We start from the raw sequence: 20,822 nt of genomic DNA, 5'->3' as shown, positions 1-20,822 counted from the left end.
CAAAAGAGGTTTTCGGACTAAGCATGAGGCAGACGAATGGGAAGAATCTTTTCTCAGGGAACTGAAGCAATCGCCAGATATTACCTTTGGTGAATTCTGGGAGATTTACAAAAGAGATCGGAAGATGAGGGTGAAGCAGTCCACATGGGACACAAAGGAGAGTATCGTGGAACAGCACATACTGCCATTTTTCAGGAGTAGACTTCTTCGCGAAATCACAACGATTGACATCATGTCATGGCAGAATCATCTTTTGATGGCAAGAGTTCCAGGCACTGGAGAACCTTATTCATCTGACTATTTGAGGACCGTACATAATCAGCTTAGCTGCATCCTTAATCATGGCGTGAAATATTACAAACTCAAAGATAATCCAGCCATGTAGGAACATGGGCAAAAGCAGCAAGAGGAGATGCAAATTTGGACACAGGGCAGAGTTCCAGAAATTCATTGTATTATGATGGACGTCGATCCTGTACTATGCTTACGAAGTGTTGTATTGATGGGGATCAGGAAGGCGAGTTATTGGCTCTACCAAAGGCAGACGTTGACCTTTGAGAAACGGCAGATGAGAATCAACAAGACACTATACAGCAGAGGGAAAGTGGAGATGGTCACCAGCCCCAAAAACTGGAAAGTAACTGAACGATATCGATCCTGCAATTTCTAGCTGATGAATTGGCCGAATACTTTTCCATGAACTACGACTCTTGCATGACGATGATCGCATTTTTTCCTGTTAAGGGATGTGTCTTGAGCCGTCAATTGAACGCTGGGGCAGAAAAAAAGCTGGGATTGAAAAGGATAAGGGTGCATGATTTATGTCATCGGGCATGTCAGCCTCCCAATCAATGTTGAGGATTCAATGCGATTCAAATTGCTCGCCGTGTCGGTCACAGTTCAATTGACATATCTGTACGCTATGCGCACCTGTTTCGGTGCAAGCCGATATGGCGAATCGTCTGGATGAGATGAAGGAGCGATGAAAGATGTCTGATCGGGTTCTGATCGTCAAGGGAGATGGAGGAGCCGTACGGTTGCATTCAGATTTCACCGAAGAAGATGCGGCTCAAATGAAAGAGTTCGGTTATCCGGACTCACCAAGACTATATTATCAAAAGGGTTCTCGAGAAGAACATTGTTAGATGGGAAATCCGAGAGTATATAAAGCGCCTCGGAAAAATGACGGAGATTCTTCAGCGGTTGAAGGATCTACCTGAAGACAGTGGTTTATCGAACCTGAATTTTGGGGAGAAAGCATCCAGGTAGTTGCAAACACGTTGGCTGGATTGAGTAAGACTATGGGACAGATGAACGATATGTAAGAGAAAGGAAGGATTACTATGACGAAACGCTTTGTTGCTAATAAGAAAGACAGGACGATGTGGGCTTGCTGCACAGCCGCTTATATTCTGATAGCTGATTGGCATAGCCTCGTGGCAGCATTGTAAGAGCGGACTCGACGATGGAAGTCTGGTAAACGAGACTCTTTCGGCAAGAATGAGTATGAAGATAATTACAACCTGCCAATCTGGCAATTTTTGCGTCACTGATCCTGACACCTACAAGATGCCGACGGCACAGACTACCGAATCCATAATGGCAATGATCGCAGAGCTGCTTAATATGCGTGGAGAAACATCAGATCAGAATGCGGTAAGAAACGAATGCGAGAATCTGCTGGCATTTGTTTCCAGATTTTGCGGACGCATCATATGTATCATCTTAGGGCTGGCGGCAGCGCTCAGAAGGGATCGCTGATACCTGTATGATAGAGAGCTTGAAAACTATGTACTGTAACGACTATGACGATGTAGCTTAAGGAGGGATTATTATGACTACTATGACTGGCTTGTTAATATTACATGTCCACACTGTGGTGAGGGACTTTGGGGTGAACGCTTGGAGTATCAAAGTGTTGCTGAACAGATCAGGGCTAAGGTTGAGGATCATATCCGCCAAGAAGCCAACGCTAAGAAGGAAGAAGAGATTCAGGCGCTGGGCAATTGCACTTGAAAGCAGACCAGCTTCCGGTCACTTGAAGCAAAGTGATCCAGGAAAGAGCAGACAATGAGAAGTCTGTGGCCGAACTGGAAGCATATGCTGATAAAGCAGAACAGGACAAAAACTTGCCGTGCAGCAAGCTGTGGCCGAACGTGATGCTGAGAATGTCCGCCTTCCGAAGAACTGGAACATTCCAAGGAAGAAGCCGAAATGGATCAGAAGGCCGCGGATGCGCGCGGAACCAGAATCCGGGAATTGGAAGCAAAGCATCTGCAGGATACGACCCGAATCAAGGCAGATGCCGATGCCGAGATCGCCAGGTGGGAGCGGCAGATAGCCGCCATGACGGAAAAGGCGAAGGCTGGGGATACCGAAAAAGAGCTGGCGGTCAGGGCGGCGAAAGACGAGGCGCTTGCCACAGCAGAAGGACGCTGAAATTGTCCGGCTCCAGGGGCAGCTCCAGACACAGGAGCAGGCGGCCAAGGTGAAGGAGTTTCAGCCAAAGACCGTAGTATGAAACCGCTTTTAAGGCTTGGGACGACGAGCTGAACGTCAAGGATTTCCATGAAAAACTCGACGCGAAAGCCATCGGCGAAAGCCTCTAGAAGTATACTGCCAGAACCAGTTTAACGCGATTCGGACGATCGCGTTCCCCGGAGCCTACTTTGAGAAGGACAATGACGCCAGGAGCGGTTCCAAAGGAGATTTTATTTTGACGAAGCCTTTCGATTATGTTCGAGATGAAGACCGAATCGGACGAAAACGGCCAGCAAACATAAGAACGAGGACTTCTTCAAGGAACTGACAAGGACCGGCAGGAGAAGAAATGCGAATACGCGGTGCTTGTATCTACGCTGGAAGCGGATAATGATTTCATAACGCCGGCATCCAGGACGTCTCTTTCCGGTACCCGAAAATGTACGTCGCCCGCCCGCAGCAGTTTATTACCATCAGCCTGCCAACGCTGCGCTGAACTCCCTTGAATAATTGTGAAGGAACTGGCGCTGATTAAAAGCCAGCAGCTTGACTCTGACGAATTTTGAGAAGAACATGCAGGACTTCGCGATTCTTCGGCCGGAACTACCGCCTTGCCAGCGACAAACTGAATGCCGCGGTCGAAGGAATTACGACCATTGCCGCCCTTCAGAAGACGAAAGAGAATCTGCTTGTTTCGACAATCAGCCCGCCTTGCCAATGATAAAGCGGACAACCTGAGCGTCAAAAACTGACGCAAAACGCGCCTTCTGTCGCGGCAAAACTGACAGCGATCAAGGGCGCTGCGGAACCCAAACCTGAAAAGAACTCCGGCATGACGGCTGCGGCATATACTTCCGGAAAGGTTGGCAGGTTCTGCGAGCCTGCCCCGCTTTTCGCCTCATTCAAAGGAGGGGTGAAAATGAGCAGGTTTTTTCAGAAATGTTAAAGGAAAATGCAGGTTCTGCAACTGCTGCGGCGCTCCTGGGTGAAAAAAGCATCCGCTGTATAATACGATCGAAGCTGATTTTACAGTGACGCTTTGCCGTGAGTGCATTTACAGATCTTTCGGCTGATTGACAACAGTCCCCAAACCGCAGCTTTGGTAACGAAAACGCGAAGGACACCTTCGCAGATGAAAATTCCTGGACGATTATGTGATCGGGCTGAAAAACGCCAAGATGGCTTTTGAGCGTCGCCATCTACAACCATATGAAGCGCCTTGACTGCAGTCGGGCGAAGATCCGGGTTCAGAAGAGCAATATCCTTCTGCTGGGGCCGACCGAAGCGGAAAAACTTACCTGGCCCAGACGCTGGCAAGAATGATGGATGTTCCATTTGCTATTGCAGATGCTACAAGCCCAACAGAAGTGGGTTATGTGGGAGAGGATGTGGAAAACATCCTGCTGAATATATACCATTCTTCTGGAATGGATCTGGCAAAAAGCTGAAAAAGGGATCATCTATATTGACGAAATCGACAAGATTGCTTTGCAAGGAGAAAACATGTCGATAACCCGGGATGGTGGTGAAGGGGTTCAGCAGGCATTGCTTAAGATTCTGAGGGCACTATTGCACGTACCGCTTTCTGGAGGATTTGTGGTAAAACATCCGAACGGGGATATGTTGGATTTTGACACAACAAATGTGTTGTTCATCTGTGGAGGAGCCTTTGAAGGCGTGGAAAAGATTGTCCAACAACGGAACGGAAAACGATCCATGGGCTTTGGCGCTGTTCAAGCAGAGATCAGAAGGATAACGCTTTTTCCTGAACAAGGTAAGCCCCCGAAGATCTGATCAAATATGGTTTATTCCAGAATTTATTGGAAGGTTGCTTATTGTAGGGGCTTAATGAATTATATCAGAACTGACTAATCAGGGTATTATCTGAACCTAAAGACAATTTATGCCGGCAGTATCAGGAATTGTTTCTGCAAGGATGGGGTCGATCTAGTTTTACACATGATTCAAGTTGGAAGAGATTGTCACAGAGCTATAGAACGTAAGTGTGGAGCCAGAGGGCTAAAAGCCATTATAGAAGAATTCTGATGAAGATAATAATGTATGAATTGCCTGACAAGAGTGGTGTAAATAAAATGTGTTATGATAGACAGACTATTTTGATTTTGGGAGAAGCAAAGTATAGCAACAACGAGAGAAAAAGAGTATGGAAATGGATATTTCAAAATGAGGTGATTGATATGAAACTAAAGTTAGTATGATAGAAAATTGATATTCTTTTTCGGAAAAGGAGAAGGAAGAAAATGAAAACTCTTATTTGTTATATTATTAGCCAGTATACTTATGGCATGCACAACTGCACATATGGAAGGGGCTCAGACTTCATGGCCCATTGTTGTCATGGGATGATGAGATAGATCTTCTGACGCATGAGGAGGTGCTCTCTGGGTGTGGATGCTGATCCTGAGACGCTGTTTGCTATAAGGTTTTTTGCCTGATGGTACGGTGCAGATAGAACGTTACTGCTGGTATCACAAGCAAGTGGAAATACCTGAAACAATACAGGGACTTAGAGTATCTCGTTTGGGAGACAATTTATTCATAGATGTCCCAACTGAGGACGTTTTTCTACCAAACACTAATATCAAAATGAGTGACTCCACATTTGACTTTTCGAGGCACTGTGGATGAAAGCCAACCATCCCTATCTTGCTTTTGTTGTAGCAATTATAAACAAAAACAAATACTCTTGAGTACTATAGAAGCACTATTTATCATAATATGGTATACATCTATTCCGGCGGGTACAGTATATTGTATATATTCTTCATATTGTAAATGAAATAATGAATAAAATTGGTCATCGCCGGGTCACATCTGTCCATGAATTCTGCTTATTTTTCTCGGAGATTTTTAACTGCTATATGGAAAATCCACCTCTCATATTAAAAAAAAACACCAGAAAAAGTGTTAAGTCTATCCATGTTGATTGATTCTTTTTTACGGGGGATTATGGTTGCTATATGGAGAGATTGCTATATTATCATCTTTACAGTAAAAGAATTATATGCTTTCAGTTCATTTTTTCATGTATTGTTTAATCAATAATGTACACAAGATAATGAACGGTTGAGAATCCTGCCTATTTAGCAATATAGACGTTTTATATGAGTTCATTATATCATTAACAATTTGTTGGGTAATAGGAGCTGCTCTTATTTAATATGGTTATTTATAATTGTTGAAAAGAGATTCGCCGTCTTGGAAAAATGATAGTTGCTCAGACTTCATGGATGGTTTCTGGGTGTTGTGTTGTTTTTGATTGGACGTTTTCTTACAGTGCTGTCTTTTTACAGAACTGTCTATTGATTTTTCAACAACAGTGTTATCTATTTCATTTGCGACCGTTTCGATTGAGATGGTAATGGCTTTTTCGTTTTCTATGGGATCAGGTTTTTGTTTGGGGAGATACGCTTGAATAGATTTTTGTTTTTGGTGTTCCTTTTTTAATGTACGTATCTGTTCTACGATAATACTATCATCGGTAAACCTGATTGTATTTCCGTCTGGATAGACAATTCCAAGTTCACCTCCTGTTAAAATGGCGACACGAGCAATATCATTTATATTCCAAGTATCATCGTGAAGTTTGTTTGAGAGTTGCTGACGAGAAATAGACATATGTCGAGCAAGATCTGCTGGACGTTTCCCTGCTTTCTTGAGTGCTTCACGCACAGAATCTGAATTCATATATTTATTCCTCATTTCTATGGTTGGCAGATTTGTGTATGATGCGTATGAGGGCATTTTTCCTTCGAGCATCAGAAATCAGATCATTATATGCACTGACTAAAGCTGTCTGATAGTCATTTAATACAGAAGGCTGTCCAACAAACTCTTGCTGTATTGCATAATCCGAATGCGCTTTTATTTGCTCTCCAGTAATAGAATCTGTCAGGATTATATCGAAATCATCACCAGGCTCATCAGAGGTGATCTCAATATATATGGTTGTATCTTCCGAAAAGCAGAAATCAAATATATAATTCGGCATAATGTTTTTCTGATCAGGAAGATGTTGCATATCAATAGGTATAATCCTGGATGAAAGATCATTCTGGAGAGGACGCTGTTCTAGTTTTTCTACAATTGCTGAACGGCGAGCATCTGTACGGTATTCGGACTTTGGAATTTCATTCTTATCAGCATGACCCATATATGCTGAACGTTCTGACTCTGTCAGATTTAGGATATTGAAAACGGTTGAATTCTCTCTGCGAAGCAGATAAGCAGACGGATCGCGGTAATCATAGCCTTCAATTGCCATTTTAGCTTTGTTGTTGGTTTCAATATCGGCCTGCCGGAATTCTTCTTCGTCATATTTCAGCTTTTGAAAAAATTTCCGCCCAGCATCGGATAGTTGTGCTGAAGAGATGCCTGATATGTAATCGTGTTTTCGGCAGGCTATTCGTAATTTGCCGACATATTCATCAAGGGACTTTGTTTTGAGACGCTGTTGTTCTTTTTCAGGCAGTTTGTCTTGATTTTCAGCTATCCAAGCTTTGACATGCTCTCTCCGTTTGTTTATTACTGCCATTATCTTTTTCAGGGCAAGCAGTATTCTATAACCATTCTTCGTCTTTAGACCTTGTTTGATCTGTGATTTGCCAATTTTGGTGCTTACATGTAGAAACAGGAAGTAGTCTTCTCCGATTTTACGAATATCATCAAACGTTACACCGCAAGCCTCATTGTTTCTTAAACCAAAGGCATACATAAGCAATAACCCGAACCATTCACCTGTCATCATTGTGGGTGAATGCGTTAGTAGAAAGAACACGGTTGCGTTTTGCTCAGGAGTTAGACACTTGGGAAGCCTATGTGGTTTTTCGGTTTCATTTTCAGATACTGTGTAAGGGGATCCCCACAGAGATATATCTTCACATTCTGTATGATTAATTGCAGCTTTTATAATCTTCTGAAAAAGCACCCGATAATGCCGTATATGCGGAGCAGGATCATTGTAATCTTCTTTCAATATTTTTTCTTCGATAATATCCATGGCATTATCGATATCTTCTTTGGTAAGATCCTTGATGGGTTTATTACCAGTTACACTTAGTAAAGCAGGAAGTAGCGTCTCTTTATAGTGCTTGCCATACTGTTGAAGAGTTTCAGTAGCATTCCAATCAGAAGATATTTCATCAAAATAAGCATGCATGATACCATCTAAAGTTTTTTCTCCATCAATTGTTGTGATTGTATTTTGCGGAAGGCTGAAAAGGAACAGTTTTTCGGCAAGACTCCTTTTCCGTTGATTACTTTTACTTTTAAATGTTTCCAGTAATGCTTTGGACTGTTTACTTGATCTTTTTTTTGCTTTCATTTTAATACCACTCCTTTTTGTTTGACTTTTGCATAGCGGAAACGCTGAGTTTCAGCCCGTACTTTCCTCCGGAAACTTCGAGAAGAGTATGGGGTGAAATTTTCAACGGTCCCAAAATTGCTTTACGTCTATAGCTTCCTTGAATCAAAGTAGGCGTTTGTAAGGATATAAGCATACTGTTAATCCAGCGATTTACAATCAATGCGATTTTTTCCTGAAGAAATGGGGACATATATCCGGAATAATGCCTGTCATCAGTTGAGTCTGGATAGATACCTATTGTGAATGATGATTGTCCGTCTTGCATACCTAACATAGTACAATGATGAAACCAAGAGGGAACCATAGGAGGTCCCTTGCGTTGATCCAGATCATCTTGTATATCTGTTCCTGGGAGGTCAAAATAGTTATGAATATCTTGACGCCCACTGTAATTATCAAGTGTTTTGTAAAATTCTTTAGCTTGAGCTTTAGACACGCCCATTAATGTTCGTGGATGATCATCTGATGTTATCTGAAGAAATGGTTGCTCTGATTCACATGCAGAAGGGTTAATTGCAATAAGCAGTTCTTTATATTTTTCAATCACAGGTATAAGAATAGGTGCCAAAGGAACAGGACGGCTTTTCAAAGGCTTTGAAATATCTGAATAATATATGGCTTTATTATTCGTATCGATCTTTTTTGAAATGTTCAACTCATAGATATGTGCAATATCAATATAGGGAACATCGCCCCACGTTAATGCACATAATTCAAAGTAACTTGCGGGCGTATAGTGAATAAGTATATCAAACACGGTTTCGGTCATAATATTGATTTTTTGATAATCAGAGATGGGCTTTGCAAAGATATATTCTGCTATTTTCAATTCTTCGTCATCAGAATAGTGGTTACGTTTCAACATTTCACGCATTTCTGCTCGTTCGTATTTCCCGAGTTCTAATATGTTAAGCAGCTCTTGGATAGGCGAAATATATACTGCAATACCCATGCTTTTGGATGCTTCTAGGATTATTTTGATTTGTAATAAAATGTTATTCTGCTCTTCGTTGCTACATTTTGGATATTCCAAGTTTATTATCCTTTCATATTCATCTTGTTCTGTATGAGAGTCAGGATGTATTGACGAGATATAAGGATGCTTATTGGAAAAGATTTCCGAACATAGTTTGCTGGAGTAACTATCTCCGTTGGTTTTTAGGCTTTCATAACAATAAAAGTTAAGTGTTTTTATACAGGGTATGATACCCTTTAGATCGCCTTCTTGAAGTCTGTATTTAATATCACTTTTGATTTGTTTCCTGAGTTCATGGTTTACAAGATCTTCGATGGTATCATATATGCCTTCGATGGTATTGGAACTTCTTTCTAATTCTTCGCTACGATTTCCATTGACTGATTTATAGTAACAGATGGCCGTATATGGACGGTTTTTACGGTTTTTATATAGACGATAACATACGGTGATTTCATCTGAATACTTATATTGCTGAGCGGAATGATGATTAACAAAAGAACGAGTACGAGTGTTGGAACGAAGAAATTGAGTAAAAAGAGAACGGATATTTTCTTTACTTGAAATCAAAGTGTGGTAATTAATAAAAAGATGTTTATGAAGGATCCGAGCTTTAGTCATTGTGGGTGAAATATCCTTATACTCTGTAGGTAACATGGTGAGTATTTCTACTGTTTCAGGTTCACTGCCGGGTGTTAACTGAAGAATGAGATAATTGTTAGGAACAGAAGACAGTCGTCTTGTAGGCATCAAAAGAATACTGTTAAGCGATATTCCATCCTTCTTGAATTCTTCAGCCAGTATATTTTTGTTCAAGTTAAACTGCATGTCAGTCATAACCATTAAAAATGAGGATTTTCTGCAATAAAAGATAGGCTGCAGTTTGCTCTTTGAATAGGATTCATTTTCTTCAAGCTTTTTATCAATTGTTTTTGTTATTTCTGCTTTGGTTTTCATTGGGGAATCGGTATTGATTATTGAGGTTGAAATATGATTCTGTGCTCTTTTGGCTTTTTTAGCATATTCCCACTCTTTACCTGTAGAACACCAAACAACCAAATCATATCTAGGCATATATGCCCAAGCGACCATGAGTTTATATATGCGTTTTTCGTAATATGGGAATGCTTTTTTGTATATTTCCATAAGACTGGTATTAGAAAACATAAACGAGCAATCAAATTGATATGAAACTATTTTATGGATAAGGTCCGGTGAGGGATCAATAACAAGACATGATCCGGATACGGATTGCTTCTTTATTAGTTGGTACAAATATGATGTTTCAAGACCAGAGAGATTGCGTGAGGGGGGATAAAGAATTGCTTTAATTACAGTGATAGGATCGGTATTGTGACAAACACGGAGCACTATTTCAAATAATGGCTTAGCGACTAACGGGTCATATGTTTTTATAGTTTTATCTTCACTTGCTTTGTTCCAACTATTTACTCCGTGAGCATAAATCAACATATACATGTAAAAGATCATGTCGTTGGATACACCTATGTTTTGTTTTCGAAATGTCAAAAGATCCTGAATGTATCCGGTTTCCAGAACAGGAACATTTGAATCCATGCAAATGATTTCGATGGAATGTGCGAAGGCTAAAATATCGTGCTGGGTTAATCCGGGAAACAGTTCGCTTTTAATAGCCTGAAAATGTTTGGGGAAAGAAAGAGTAGGTGAATTATGAATCTTTTGCACATGACGAATTACATCATAAGACAGAGAAAACTGGATATCTAAAGGAATAGATTGATCTGTTGATGGATAAATAGCGAATGGGTTGACTATAGAAGAATAAATGGATGAAAACCCATGATTACAGATATAGTTGCCTATTTCTTTGAAAAGAGGAAGGCTATCTGTATCGGGAGTAAAGGGAAGACTATATCCAATAGTATGAAAGTATTCTTTTGTCTTCTGCAGAGCAGATGGAAAAGCTGTGTCTTCATCGGTAGCAGATGAGCAGGATCGAAAAAACACAACAGAAAACAGTAGCGAAAGGATTACTGCGCTTTCATCCCACACATTTGCACCGAGCCGAGTAAGAAGAGATAAAATCTTTTTTCTCATATGAATGCTCCTTTGACCTTCTGAAAATCTTCATTGCTCCTTGTTGAAAAACGATATAAGAATTCTGCTCTTGATATCCCGTAAGCCACGGTGATAATCAAAGAGTAAAATCCATATACTATTATTCTATTTTTTGGTCATTTCTTGAGAGATTTTGAAAAAAATTATCTCTATGCTTATTAAGCATAGAGATTGTTGATATATAAGGAAATAAGATTGTCCTAATGATAATTAAGTATCATTCTGCGGTATTGAGATTTTTGTTTATTTGACAATCGGTACTATATGCCATTTACATCATTTGCACTTTCAATCCTAGCTAGATTTTCGCACTCTTTTGCCATTTTATCGGCTTCGTAAGCAGTTCCCAGAGATGCAAATAATGCAGCAGCTTTAGCATAGAGTTCGCGCCGCTCTTCATTATTTGCTCGTTGCGCTTTAGCTTTTAAGCGTATAGCATCATTATATAAGCAAATGATATGATATGTCCTGGCTTCTTTTTTGCACTGATTGATTTTTTCTTGAACCTCTTCAATATCAGCATATTCAGATAATTCTTCAGCAAGGGAAAGATACCATTCTTCACGTTGGTCTTGTGGTATAGTGTTTTTATCATCAAGTTTTGCAAGTATCTTTTTATACTCAGCAATTCTTTTTTGCTTTGTGACTAGTTTAATTGCCTCTTCAGCATAGTATCTGCATTTTTTTGCATATGAGGCAGAGGCTTCAAAAGGAGTAAACTCGTCAAATATACTTGCTAGTTCTGAATACCATTTATATCTATTATGGAGAGATATATTTTGCCCTTGTTCGATTTTTAGTATGTATTCTCTGAATTTTAGCGCTTTTTCTTTTTTGGTCATAAATGGAGCCCCAGATGCCCATGAATCTATTGCTTTGCTCTTTCCTAAGACTGCTAACCAAACTTCAAATTGAGGGCATAAAGTATAATCGTCAATCATCAATTCGTTACAGTACTCGTCAAATAACTTGAGTGAATTGCTGAATTGACTATGAAGGAAAGATACAAGGTCCTCAAGAGAACTGAAGTGTTTCTTGCCGATATATAGAGTTTTATCTCCCGATAGTTCATAGGCTAACTTGAAACGGAATACCATACTTTCTCTATCATGTTTAGAAACAACATTTTTAAATTGTTGCTCGAATAATTCTATCCGATCAATATTGTTTTTTTCTGATGGTGAGGTATATCTTAAGAATCGGGAGACACATTTATTTTCAAATAATTCATCTATGGTTGAAATTATTGCAACCTTTTCCAAACGAAGAGCAGAGAGGTATTTAACACCAAGGTCATATATGTTAGCATACTGATTATTATTCCAAGATAGAGATTTGTAATCAGGGTTGATTCTATAAATAAGATCGAAAAAAGCCTCGTCTTTTTTGTCAATGCTTTGTCCAAGAATATCAGAACGATCTATCGCTTGGATCCAGTTTATAAACTGTGCATTGAAGTTCCCATTCGGATAAATGTCGGAACGCAATTCGTATTCAAAAGTATTGCCATTTTTAGTTGCTTTTTCATTGATGTGTTTAACATAACTTGGTATATCGCTAAACAGATTAGAATCTATCTCATAATCTTTCTTATCTGAAAGCATATATGCCAAACGATACTGCTTGGATAGAGACTCTTCTTTACTTCCACTAAATGATCTGTACTCTGATTCAATTGCTCTTAGTGTGTTGATTTGTTTTTTTGCAGTAGGATCTATGATTTGAACATACAGTGAAAGGATTCCCATGAATTGCATTTCATTCATCATATCAATGAATGTGGTATTTTCTGAACGAATTGCCTTGAGATATTGATATCCCAGTTCTGATAGATTATCGAAGATTTCTCCTTTCCATAAAAGCTTTTTTTGCGACGAGTCTATTGCATATATGCATCGAAACATTAAGACATCAGGATTTGCAGTTTCTGCTTCTTCTTGGAAATCCATTAAGTAGCTAATTATTTCTGCATTTGAGTCTTTCTTGAAATGTTCTAGCAGAAGCCCCCTAAAGAGATGCTTTTTCCCTTCATCCCATCTTTCATTAAGCAGTTTTGCTAACACTTTCGTACTGGTTATGCTTTGTCCAGCGAATCTATAGGGAAGCATATCTTCATCTGAAGATACGTTTTGATATATCGTTTTTTGTGCTTTATAAGCTAATGTATTTGAGGATGTTCCAGAGATGCCGGGTAAAGGTTGTGGAACATCATTGCACCAATTAATAACTTCTTCATAGCCCCAACGTCGATTGGGATTTGATTTATCTTTTCGGTTTCTGATATCAGTATATGTCAATGCATTAATTAAATCCTTCAGCTCTTCTTCCATATCATCAGGAATTGGAGGTTGTTGGATCAAGGTGAATTGCTCAATCTGTTCCTGCGTAAGGCCCTGACTTGGAGAATGTCCACAATATAATTCATAGATGGTTATTCCAAATGAATAATAATCTGATTCGCTTAAGAAGAGGTTTCTAAACGTTTCAGGTGCGGAATACTCAGGTGTCAATCCTGTTCTAGTAACAATTACTGTGCTTCCACTGTCCCTTATAGAACTGATTCCGAAGTCGATTATTGCAACTGTTCTCCCATCGTTGTTTAGCATAAGGTTCGAGGGCTTTACATCCTTATGTATAATATTATTTGTATGAAGTATATGCAGGCCTTCATTAACCGAAGGAATAATCTCATATTTTAATTGTTCGAAGGAGAAGGTTTTTCCGGCAAGACTTCCGTTTATATACAGAGGTAATATTTCAACAGGATATCCATTGTATTCACCCATTGCAAAGATGCGTGCAACAAAAGGTGAACGAATTTCTGCCAACCTTTTTGCGACTTCAGGTTTAATTGCTATTTTTCGACGATAAACTTTCGCTATATATTTTCTTGCTGCAAAAGAACATATATATAAATCAGCTTCTCCTGCTATGACATCCAGCTTTTCAATCACTTCATAAACTTCGCATAAGATGGTTCCGAGAGGAATAGAATTTCCCGTGCTTAATTCTGTGTTAATAATAGTTTCTTGAGCGTTTATGGCAGAATTCAATACTGTTTCACTACTATCTATATTTTGATTAAATATAGTTTTATTTTCTGATTGATGATTATCCATTAAATCGGCCACCTCTTGTATATGGAATGACTAGTCAATATGCTATTGTTGCGGATGTATTTCAAAACATCTGTAGTAAGATCAAGTGTGATGACTGGCCTTACACCAGCATAAGAATCGAATTCCAAGGCATTCAACCAACCTTCTTCATCCGCAATAGCTTCATTGCCTCCAAAGCTTCCAAGTGAACGCAACCAATATTTACAGCTTCCTTCAGAAGGAGCTCCATGTGAGATGGCTAATTGTGTTGGAAATGCGATAGAATCTCCTGTTCCTTTTATATCATTTTTAGGTTCCCAACGACTAAAATACCCATGGTTTTCTCCATGCTTTCGATTCTTGTATGTTCCAATTCCAGGGCATTCATCGTAGCTTGGACACATAACATGAACTAAATCTTCAACATGCGTATGTCTTGGAACTGCGTCTGGGACAGCATAATCTGGACAAAATTCATCATATGTGTCATCTGTGAGACCACTATCATTTTTCAAAATAAGCGAACGTTCATGCTCTGAAAATGCCTTATAAAGAAATTCTTCGTTTAGCCATTTCTCCAGGAGACTTCCAATCCATACTTGTTTATCTTTGGACTTCATTTTAGTATTGAATGGCTTCCAGTCTAGAACATATTTGCTCATCAATTTCACGTAGCTGCTAGTAGCGGAGATTATGATCCATTCAATAGGCGATATAACATCTTCACTTTCTCCCTGAGGATAAGATCCGAATAGTATAGGCGCCATATGCATTGATATGATATTGTCTCTTGGAATTGTAATTGGCTTAAATATCTTTGATTTGATAGATAAACGCAGGGCAGGACGAACTCCTCGTGCTGAATCTGTTGAAGTATTACTTACTTCTGCGGTTGTCATACTTGCATAGGTCATATAATAGTTATAGGAATAACTCCAATCTGGCTTTAGTGCTTTGATAGAACTAAGCCACCACGTATTATATTGATATGAGCATTGTAAAGATTGGCAGTCTTTTAATATGCTTGAATAAGTATTTACCATTTTCTCGTTGAACAGAAAAACTTTGTCAGATGTGGCTTCTTCCTCATTTATTAATTGTGTATATAAGATTTTTTCTCTTTCAGAAGGTGTAAAACACGAAATCAAAAAAGTATTGTTTAGCCATGCTCGTAAATATGAATTTTTCCATGTTGATATAACTTGGTCGTTAAACATGGTCAAATTATCAAGTATAAACCAAGATATAAGCAACATTTCATCGTTGTTTATATCGACTACTTTCCATGCTATGGGCTTATTAGCAAATTCGCCATAATCTTCACTATATTTCCCGAAATAAATAACAGAACCTTGTTTGATAGATTGTCTTAAGCCGTACTCTTCTAAATACTGATCATTGGAGAGCATTTCATCAACAATGTCTTCACTTTCTTCAATGCCCGCAATATTAAAGAGCTTAAGCAACTTATAATGACGTAAGGAATAAAAATCTACACCAAGTTCATCAAGTTTGGCAAGAGTCTTTTCATCCATTGGTTTATACCCCTTAATTCCTGTTAATGGATTCTATTATTATTACAGATCTATCATCGTCCGAACCTTGCTCCAGTGCTTGCTTACAAAGCATTTGTGCTTTCTCTAACATGGTTTTATCATTGGCCAGGACTTCTTCAATTTCGTCTTGGCATAGAAATTCATGAACACCATCTGTTGTTAGTATGATGGTGGTAGGGATTTTTCTTTCGAATATTTGTTCAACAACAATAGGGTTTAATAAGTCTGCTCTTCCGCCTCCCATGGCGCCCGTGATTTCACTTTTGTTGCATGCTTCCGCCGCCTCAATGTTGCCTCGATCAAGTAACCATTGATATGTTGTTTGATCGACAGTTATCTGCTGAATGTAAGGCCCACGTTTGGAATATAGCCTAGTGTTTCCAACGTGAAACATGAATACAGAATCATATGTAAAACAAATTGCAGTGGCTGTTGTAGCCATTGTTTTATGGTCAATAGTATTAACAGCTTGCTCCAGAAGATTAGTGTTAATATCTACAGCAATTCTCTTTACATCCTCTATGCTGGTTGGAATTGCTGCAGTACTTAGTTTTTGTGTAACAAACAATGATGCTTCTTGACCTCCAGCATTTCCGCCAACACCATCACATAAACATATCCATGTAGGAACATTAACTTCCAAAACACCAGTTTCGTCATTAATGATAGAGGTGCCAACCAAAGCTGAATCATCGCATAGTTTCTTGTTTTTCCCAGACTCTATACAAAATGATACTCGAAATGTCATCGAAGCAACCTCCTTGTTATTTTTCAGGAGAAAAAATTATGTTGCTATAATTGAATATGGCATTGATTCGGCTTGTATATCTTCAATCGTAATCTGGCAATTATTTAGCAGTTTATTATCAAACATATATCTTGATAGGGGATTAACGAAGCAGCTTTCAACAATATTGCCAATTCCACGGCCACCATTTTCAAGATTGTTTAATGCTTTGTTCTTGAGGACATTAAATGCTCTATTGGTAATAGTTAGTTCCACTTTCTTGTTCGTGTGCAGATTTACCACTATTTTATCTAGTTGTGCCTTTAAAATCTTTTCGGCTATCTCGGGTCGAATAAAGTCAAAGACAACGATGTTTTCTCCGATACGGTTTAGAATTTCCGGTCTGCCAAGTTGGAGCTTGAAGTAATTGTCAATTCCCTGACGAACAGTTTTTTTAACCTCGTCATAGGACATATCAGAAGATACCATTTGTATTCGTTCTCCGTTCTGTCCACGCTCATAGATGCCGAGGTTGCTTGTAAAGATAATAACCGTTTCAGAGAAGTAAACCGTTTCGCCTTTGCCATCGGTCATTCTTCCGTCTTCAAGGATCTGCAGGAATTTATCTAAAATTGAGGGGTGTGCTTTTTCGATTTCATCAAATAAGAGAATACTAAACGGATTATTCTTTACTGCATTAGTCAGTTGACCACCAGCTTCATAACCGACATATCCAGGAGGAGCACCCAGTAAGCGCTGATCGCTATGGCTCTGCCCGAATTCGCTCATGTCAAAGCGAATGCAAGCACTCTCATCACCGAAAAGCTTTTCAGCAATTGTCTTTGCTGTTTCTGTTTTGCCGGTACCGGTAGGCCCAGCAAAGAAGAGGACACCTTTCGGTTTTCCATGAGTCGATGCGGAAATATCAGCCATTCCAGTCATTGCTCGCTTAATCACATCCAACGTCTGAGTCAGAGCATTCGGCTGTCCTTTAACGCGTTTCTCGAAGTCTGCATAAGCATCCTTAAAATCATCCGGATTAAGTTTGTTCCATGGGTTTTCTTTGATGCCAAATTTGTACAAGTCAATAATGGAACACAAATCATTAATTCTAATTCCTTGATTCTTGCACAATCTTCTGAGTCCGTTTAATTCCGTAAAGGTAAAACCCTCTGTTAAGCCTATAAAACGATCTTGGATTTTTTCCAATTCATCAGGGTGATTCTCATAATATGGATAATCTTCCTGGTATATTTTATTTGTAAAGAATGCTTTGAAATTGACTCCTTTTACCATCTGAATCCGTTCTTCCTTGGAAGGAGTTTTAAGCAAAATCGCTTTAACATTTGGATTATCCAGATAATACCAAGCAGGAACGTCATTAAGCTTGTTGACTAAAAGAATGACTAGATTTTTCAGAATTCCATTTTCCGTTTTGACTTCTTGTGCATCCAGTGAAGCCTGCATTAAAATGGTGAAACCATCTATTTCGGGTTGCGTTAGATGAGAAGGGTCACAAATATACCGCGAAGCGAAGTCCATAATCACAACTGTAGGCGATTCATTCTGAATAAGTGCTGTTTCTACCATCAATGCAGCAGATCCTGTTCCCTTGCCGCGAAACTCAGCAATAATACTACGATTGCCTGCAATACTAACGTTAACGAGATCAGCAAATTTCTGGATATATCCGTCTTCACATTTGTTATAAAAACCCCGGATGCCATCATACATTACAATGTTTTCATAACCAATATCCTTGAAATAGTAATGTAAATAGTCTGTAAGTCTGACAATGGAGCCTTGAGGAAGACTTCCTTCCAGCGGATACATATAACTATCCAGTATGTTCCCTTCCATAATCAAGCATGGTTTGATTTTTCTGAAAATATCCATTTCCTGATGCCACTTGGAAAGAATAACCTCGCTCATGACTTAACCTCCAATCCTTTTCTTTTGCTAATTTCTAGTAATTGTTCTTCATACCTGGGATGATGAATGCCCACTGAAATGATTCCATCAGTTGTTGAAAAATTCTGAATGCTACTTGTATGTGTTGATAGATAATTTTCATAAATAGGCCGTACATTCTCATTCAGAATCAGGATGTCTTGATTATCGGATCCTCTTAGCAATGAGCCGTGATTCTCTGCTTCAATGTACTTTCCGTCAATCAATACTGCAATATCACCAAGGATATCGGAATATATATCTTTGATCTTGTTATATGAATATCCAGTGTAGACCAGAATGTCCGAAGAAATCTTTGCTAGTTCATATAACAATTCCTTAAGTGCATTCGGTTGATAAAACGGATCTCCACCAGTGATGGTAAAGCCATCGACTTTATGCTGATCGACAATCAGATTAATCAAATTCATCACAGAGTTTAGATCAGTATGATAGCGTTCGTTCTGATCCCATAATTCTGGATTACTACATCCGGGACATTGATGTTCACAGCCTGCGAACCAGATCACGATTCGATCGCCTGGACCGAGCACCTTAACCGGATAAAGAATACGCGCTATATACATGAACCAATCCTCACCATAAAATAGGCAGCCTGATCTTGGCGTTTCCCGTCTTTTTCATTCCCACCCAAACCCATAATATCACCATCATGCAGTTCAACAGTATCGCCGGTGATTTTCTCGTTGTTTATATATGTATAGTTAGTTTTACTTATGTTTTCAACTGTTATCTTGCCGTTTTCCAAAATAATTTTTGCATGGTTTCGGCTAACGAAGCACTTATTTGTCAGATATTCAGACATGGCAGCTTCTCGGCCGATAATTGTTTTTCCTTCTGGTATCGGAAAGGCAAATTCTCCATCCAAGCTGGACAGAATAAAGTGGATACGCTTAACAGATTCCACTTTCGTTGGAATAACATCCGAAATATCTTCACCACATTGTTGGCATTTCCTTGAGTTGGGTGGATTCCTGAATCCGCATTCTTCACAAATTCTTGCCATTGTCAAAGGGATTGTACTGGGTTGCTCTGCAGCGTCTATGGATGTTTTTATTGTCTCTTCATCCATGGGGCGGATTGTGGAGATATCGGTTTCGCATACTTCACATTCGAGTGCAATCGGCGCATTACGTTTGCCACATAAAGGGCATATTTTGAACTTCTCCATACTCAATTCTCCCTGTGCATGACTGAAGTATCAGTTTGTCTATGACTGACAACTGAATAACGAGATACCGGCTTTTTAATACTATAGTCATTAGAGTTGATGATCTGAGCATATTCAACAGAAGGTGGCATAATGGAAAGCTTTTGAGTTTTTACACCTTTTTCGGCTAGTCGCTTTACCAAGACATCGTAATCCGTACAGAAGCTTCGCATATCCTCGACTAGTTGTAAACTTTCGTCTGTATCCGGTTGTCTGTCTACCTGATCGATTCCTCCTAGCTCCATGGTAATCTGACCGTTTTCTGAATATGTGACGTCTACAGCAGTACCATTTGACAGAGAATACAATTCATGTCTAATTCGTTTTCCACTCTTCTTCGCAACAACCCGATCTCCTATAAGATCATATCCCATTTCTCGCATTGCTTCATCAAGCGCTTTCTTAATATATTCGCTCTCTTTTTGTTTCATGGATTGTTGCTCGAGTTTGGCTATTTCATTCTTTACGAATTCAATACCTTCCTTGCTGTATGGTACTGGTTTTGTGCTTACATTGCATTCTTCAGCTAGTATTGCATATTGAATGATCAATTCGTCATGCTCTTTCTGAACAGCCTCGAATTCTCTACATTCTTTAACAAATGGAACAACCACAACCGAATAGAAATTGCTTAAGAAAGTCGGATCGGTTATAGTGTCCGCTTTGTTCTTGATTTCATTCAAATGACTTTGCAATTTTGAAGACAATGTCATACCTGACAACTGAGCCATTGTTTCATTGATACGTATGATTTGTGTGCTGTCTTTCTTCCGCTTATCAGCACCAAGATTTGAAAAGGACAGATGAAATCCTTCTGCAATTCTGCTATCAAGTTCTTTATGAAAACGGTCTGTGACTTTTGAAACCTGATCAGCGCAAAGTGAATAATGTGAAGAGATTTCGTACAGTAAGCCAGATAATTGCTCATTTTGACTCTTTAATTCTGATGAGGTAGTTGTTTCCCTGTTCCGAATAGTTTCAATCTGGGTTTTGACGGTTTCAATTTTGCTTTTTGTCTCATCTATTAGCGGCAAATCATATTCCGATTCATTTTTCAAAAAGATCAATCTATCAATCTGAAGCGAAAGCTTTTCCAGTTCACTGTTGATTTCAATCAGTAAACCACCTTTTCTTTGCGTTTCTGCTTCAACACGCTTACGTTCCTGTTCGAGTTCCCTTTGACGCCTTTGTTCCTCAAGTATCTTTTTTCTTTGTTCTGCAGTTAGTGTGTAACTTGACGATTTAGGTCCGCTCATAAACCCACACCCGCCTTTTTATCGATGAGATGAATGATTCCTGATATATACAACTCGTTAT

Annotated in this window: 14 protein-coding genes and 1 pseudogene; 5 read left to right on the top strand and 10 right to left on the bottom strand. The window is 39.2% G+C overall.

The annotated features are described in order from the left end of the window. The 5 genes and pseudogenes from JYE50_RS15485 to JYE50_RS15460 form a co-directional block, all read left to right on the top strand. Positions 1-385, top strand: a 385-nt coding sequence (locus tag JYE50_RS15485; protein WP_304588485.1) for an N-terminal phage integrase SAM-like domain-containing protein, incomplete at its 5' end; no start/stop codon positions are given. 1,449 nt (positions 386-1,834) lie between these two features. Beyond that, a complete protein-coding gene (locus tag JYE50_RS15480) occupies positions 1,835-2,074 on the top strand; it encodes a hypothetical protein (RefSeq protein ID WP_304588483.1) in 240 nt (79 codons plus the stop codon). A 140-nt stretch (positions 2,075-2,214) separates the two neighbouring features. Further along, entirely contained in the window at positions 2,215-2,439 is a 225-nt protein-coding gene (locus tag JYE50_RS15475; protein ID WP_304588481.1) for a hypothetical protein, read from the top strand. A 401-nt stretch (positions 2,440-2,840) separates the two neighbouring features. Continuing rightward, a pseudogene (locus JYE50_RS15555) lies at positions 2,841-2,987 on the top strand (hypothetical protein); the annotation flags it as partial. 982 nt (positions 2,988-3,969) lie between these two features. Continuing rightward, positions 3,970-4,275, top strand: a complete 306-nt coding sequence (locus JYE50_RS15460; RefSeq protein WP_439647543.1) for a hypothetical protein — start codon at positions 3,970-3,972, stop codon at positions 4,273-4,275. A gap of 1,392 nt (positions 4,276-5,667) precedes the next feature. On the opposite strand, the gene JYE50_RS15455 is transcribed toward JYE50_RS15460, so the two are convergent. From JYE50_RS15455 to JYE50_RS15410, 10 genes are all read right to left on the bottom strand, one after another. Next, positions 5,668-6,189, bottom strand: a complete 522-nt coding sequence (locus tag JYE50_RS15455) for a hypothetical protein (RefSeq protein WP_084095645.1) — start codon at positions 6,187-6,189, stop codon at positions 5,668-5,670. Positions 6,190-6,193: 4 nt separating this feature from the next. After that, entirely contained in the window at positions 6,194-7,825 is a 1,632-nt protein-coding gene (locus JYE50_RS15450) for a site-specific integrase (protein WP_084095646.1), read from the bottom strand. A 1-nt stretch (position 7,826) separates the two neighbouring features. After that, a complete protein-coding gene (locus tag JYE50_RS15445) occupies positions 7,827-10,922 on the bottom strand; it encodes a hypothetical protein (protein WP_084095647.1) in 3,096 nt (1,031 codons plus the stop codon). Between the two features lie 281 nt (positions 10,923-11,203). Further along, a complete protein-coding gene (locus tag JYE50_RS15440; RefSeq protein ID WP_084095648.1) occupies positions 11,204-14,062 on the bottom strand; it encodes a serine/threonine protein kinase in 2,859 nt (952 codons plus the stop codon). Continuing rightward, positions 14,062-15,576: a DUF6273 domain-containing protein gene (locus JYE50_RS15435; protein WP_084095649.1), complete on the bottom strand. Its 1,515-nt coding sequence runs from the start codon at positions 15,574-15,576 to the stop codon at positions 14,062-14,064. The genes JYE50_RS15440 and JYE50_RS15435 overlap by 1 nt, the downstream gene beginning before the upstream one ends. A 13-nt stretch (positions 15,577-15,589) precedes the next feature. Next, complete coding sequence (locus JYE50_RS15430; protein WP_084095650.1) at positions 15,590-16,345, bottom strand: PP2C family protein-serine/threonine phosphatase; 756 nt, start codon at positions 16,343-16,345, stop codon at positions 15,590-15,592. A 36-nt stretch (positions 16,346-16,381) separates the two neighbouring features. Next, positions 16,382-18,256 carry an AAA family ATPase gene (locus tag JYE50_RS15425; RefSeq protein ID WP_084095651.1) on the bottom strand — a complete coding sequence of 625 codons (1,875 nt, stop codon included), beginning with the start codon at positions 18,254-18,256 and terminating at the stop codon, positions 16,382-16,384. After that, positions 18,253-18,861 carry a 4Fe-4S single cluster domain-containing protein gene (locus tag JYE50_RS15420; RefSeq protein WP_084095652.1) on the bottom strand — a complete coding sequence of 203 codons (609 nt, stop codon included), beginning with the start codon at positions 18,859-18,861 and terminating at the stop codon, positions 18,253-18,255. Before JYE50_RS15420 ends, JYE50_RS15425 begins: the two co-directional genes overlap by 4 nt. Beyond that, positions 18,852-19,466 carry an FHA domain-containing protein gene (locus JYE50_RS15415; protein WP_084095653.1) on the bottom strand — a complete coding sequence of 205 codons (615 nt, stop codon included), beginning with the start codon at positions 19,464-19,466 and terminating at the stop codon, positions 18,852-18,854. The genes JYE50_RS15420 and JYE50_RS15415 overlap by 10 nt, the downstream gene beginning before the upstream one ends. A 2-nt stretch (positions 19,467-19,468) precedes the next feature. Next, entirely contained in the window at positions 19,469-20,761 is a 1,293-nt protein-coding gene (locus JYE50_RS15410) for a hypothetical protein (protein WP_084095654.1), read from the bottom strand. Positions 20,762-20,822 lie beyond the last annotated feature (61 nt).

Origin of the sequence: Aristaeella lactis (assembly GCF_018118585.1) — a bacterium.
In the GTDB taxonomy this organism is placed as follows: domain Bacteria; phylum Bacillota; class Clostridia; order Christensenellales; family Aristaeellaceae; genus Aristaeella; species Aristaeella lactis.
This window is presented reverse-complemented; position numbering and strand designations above follow the sequence as displayed.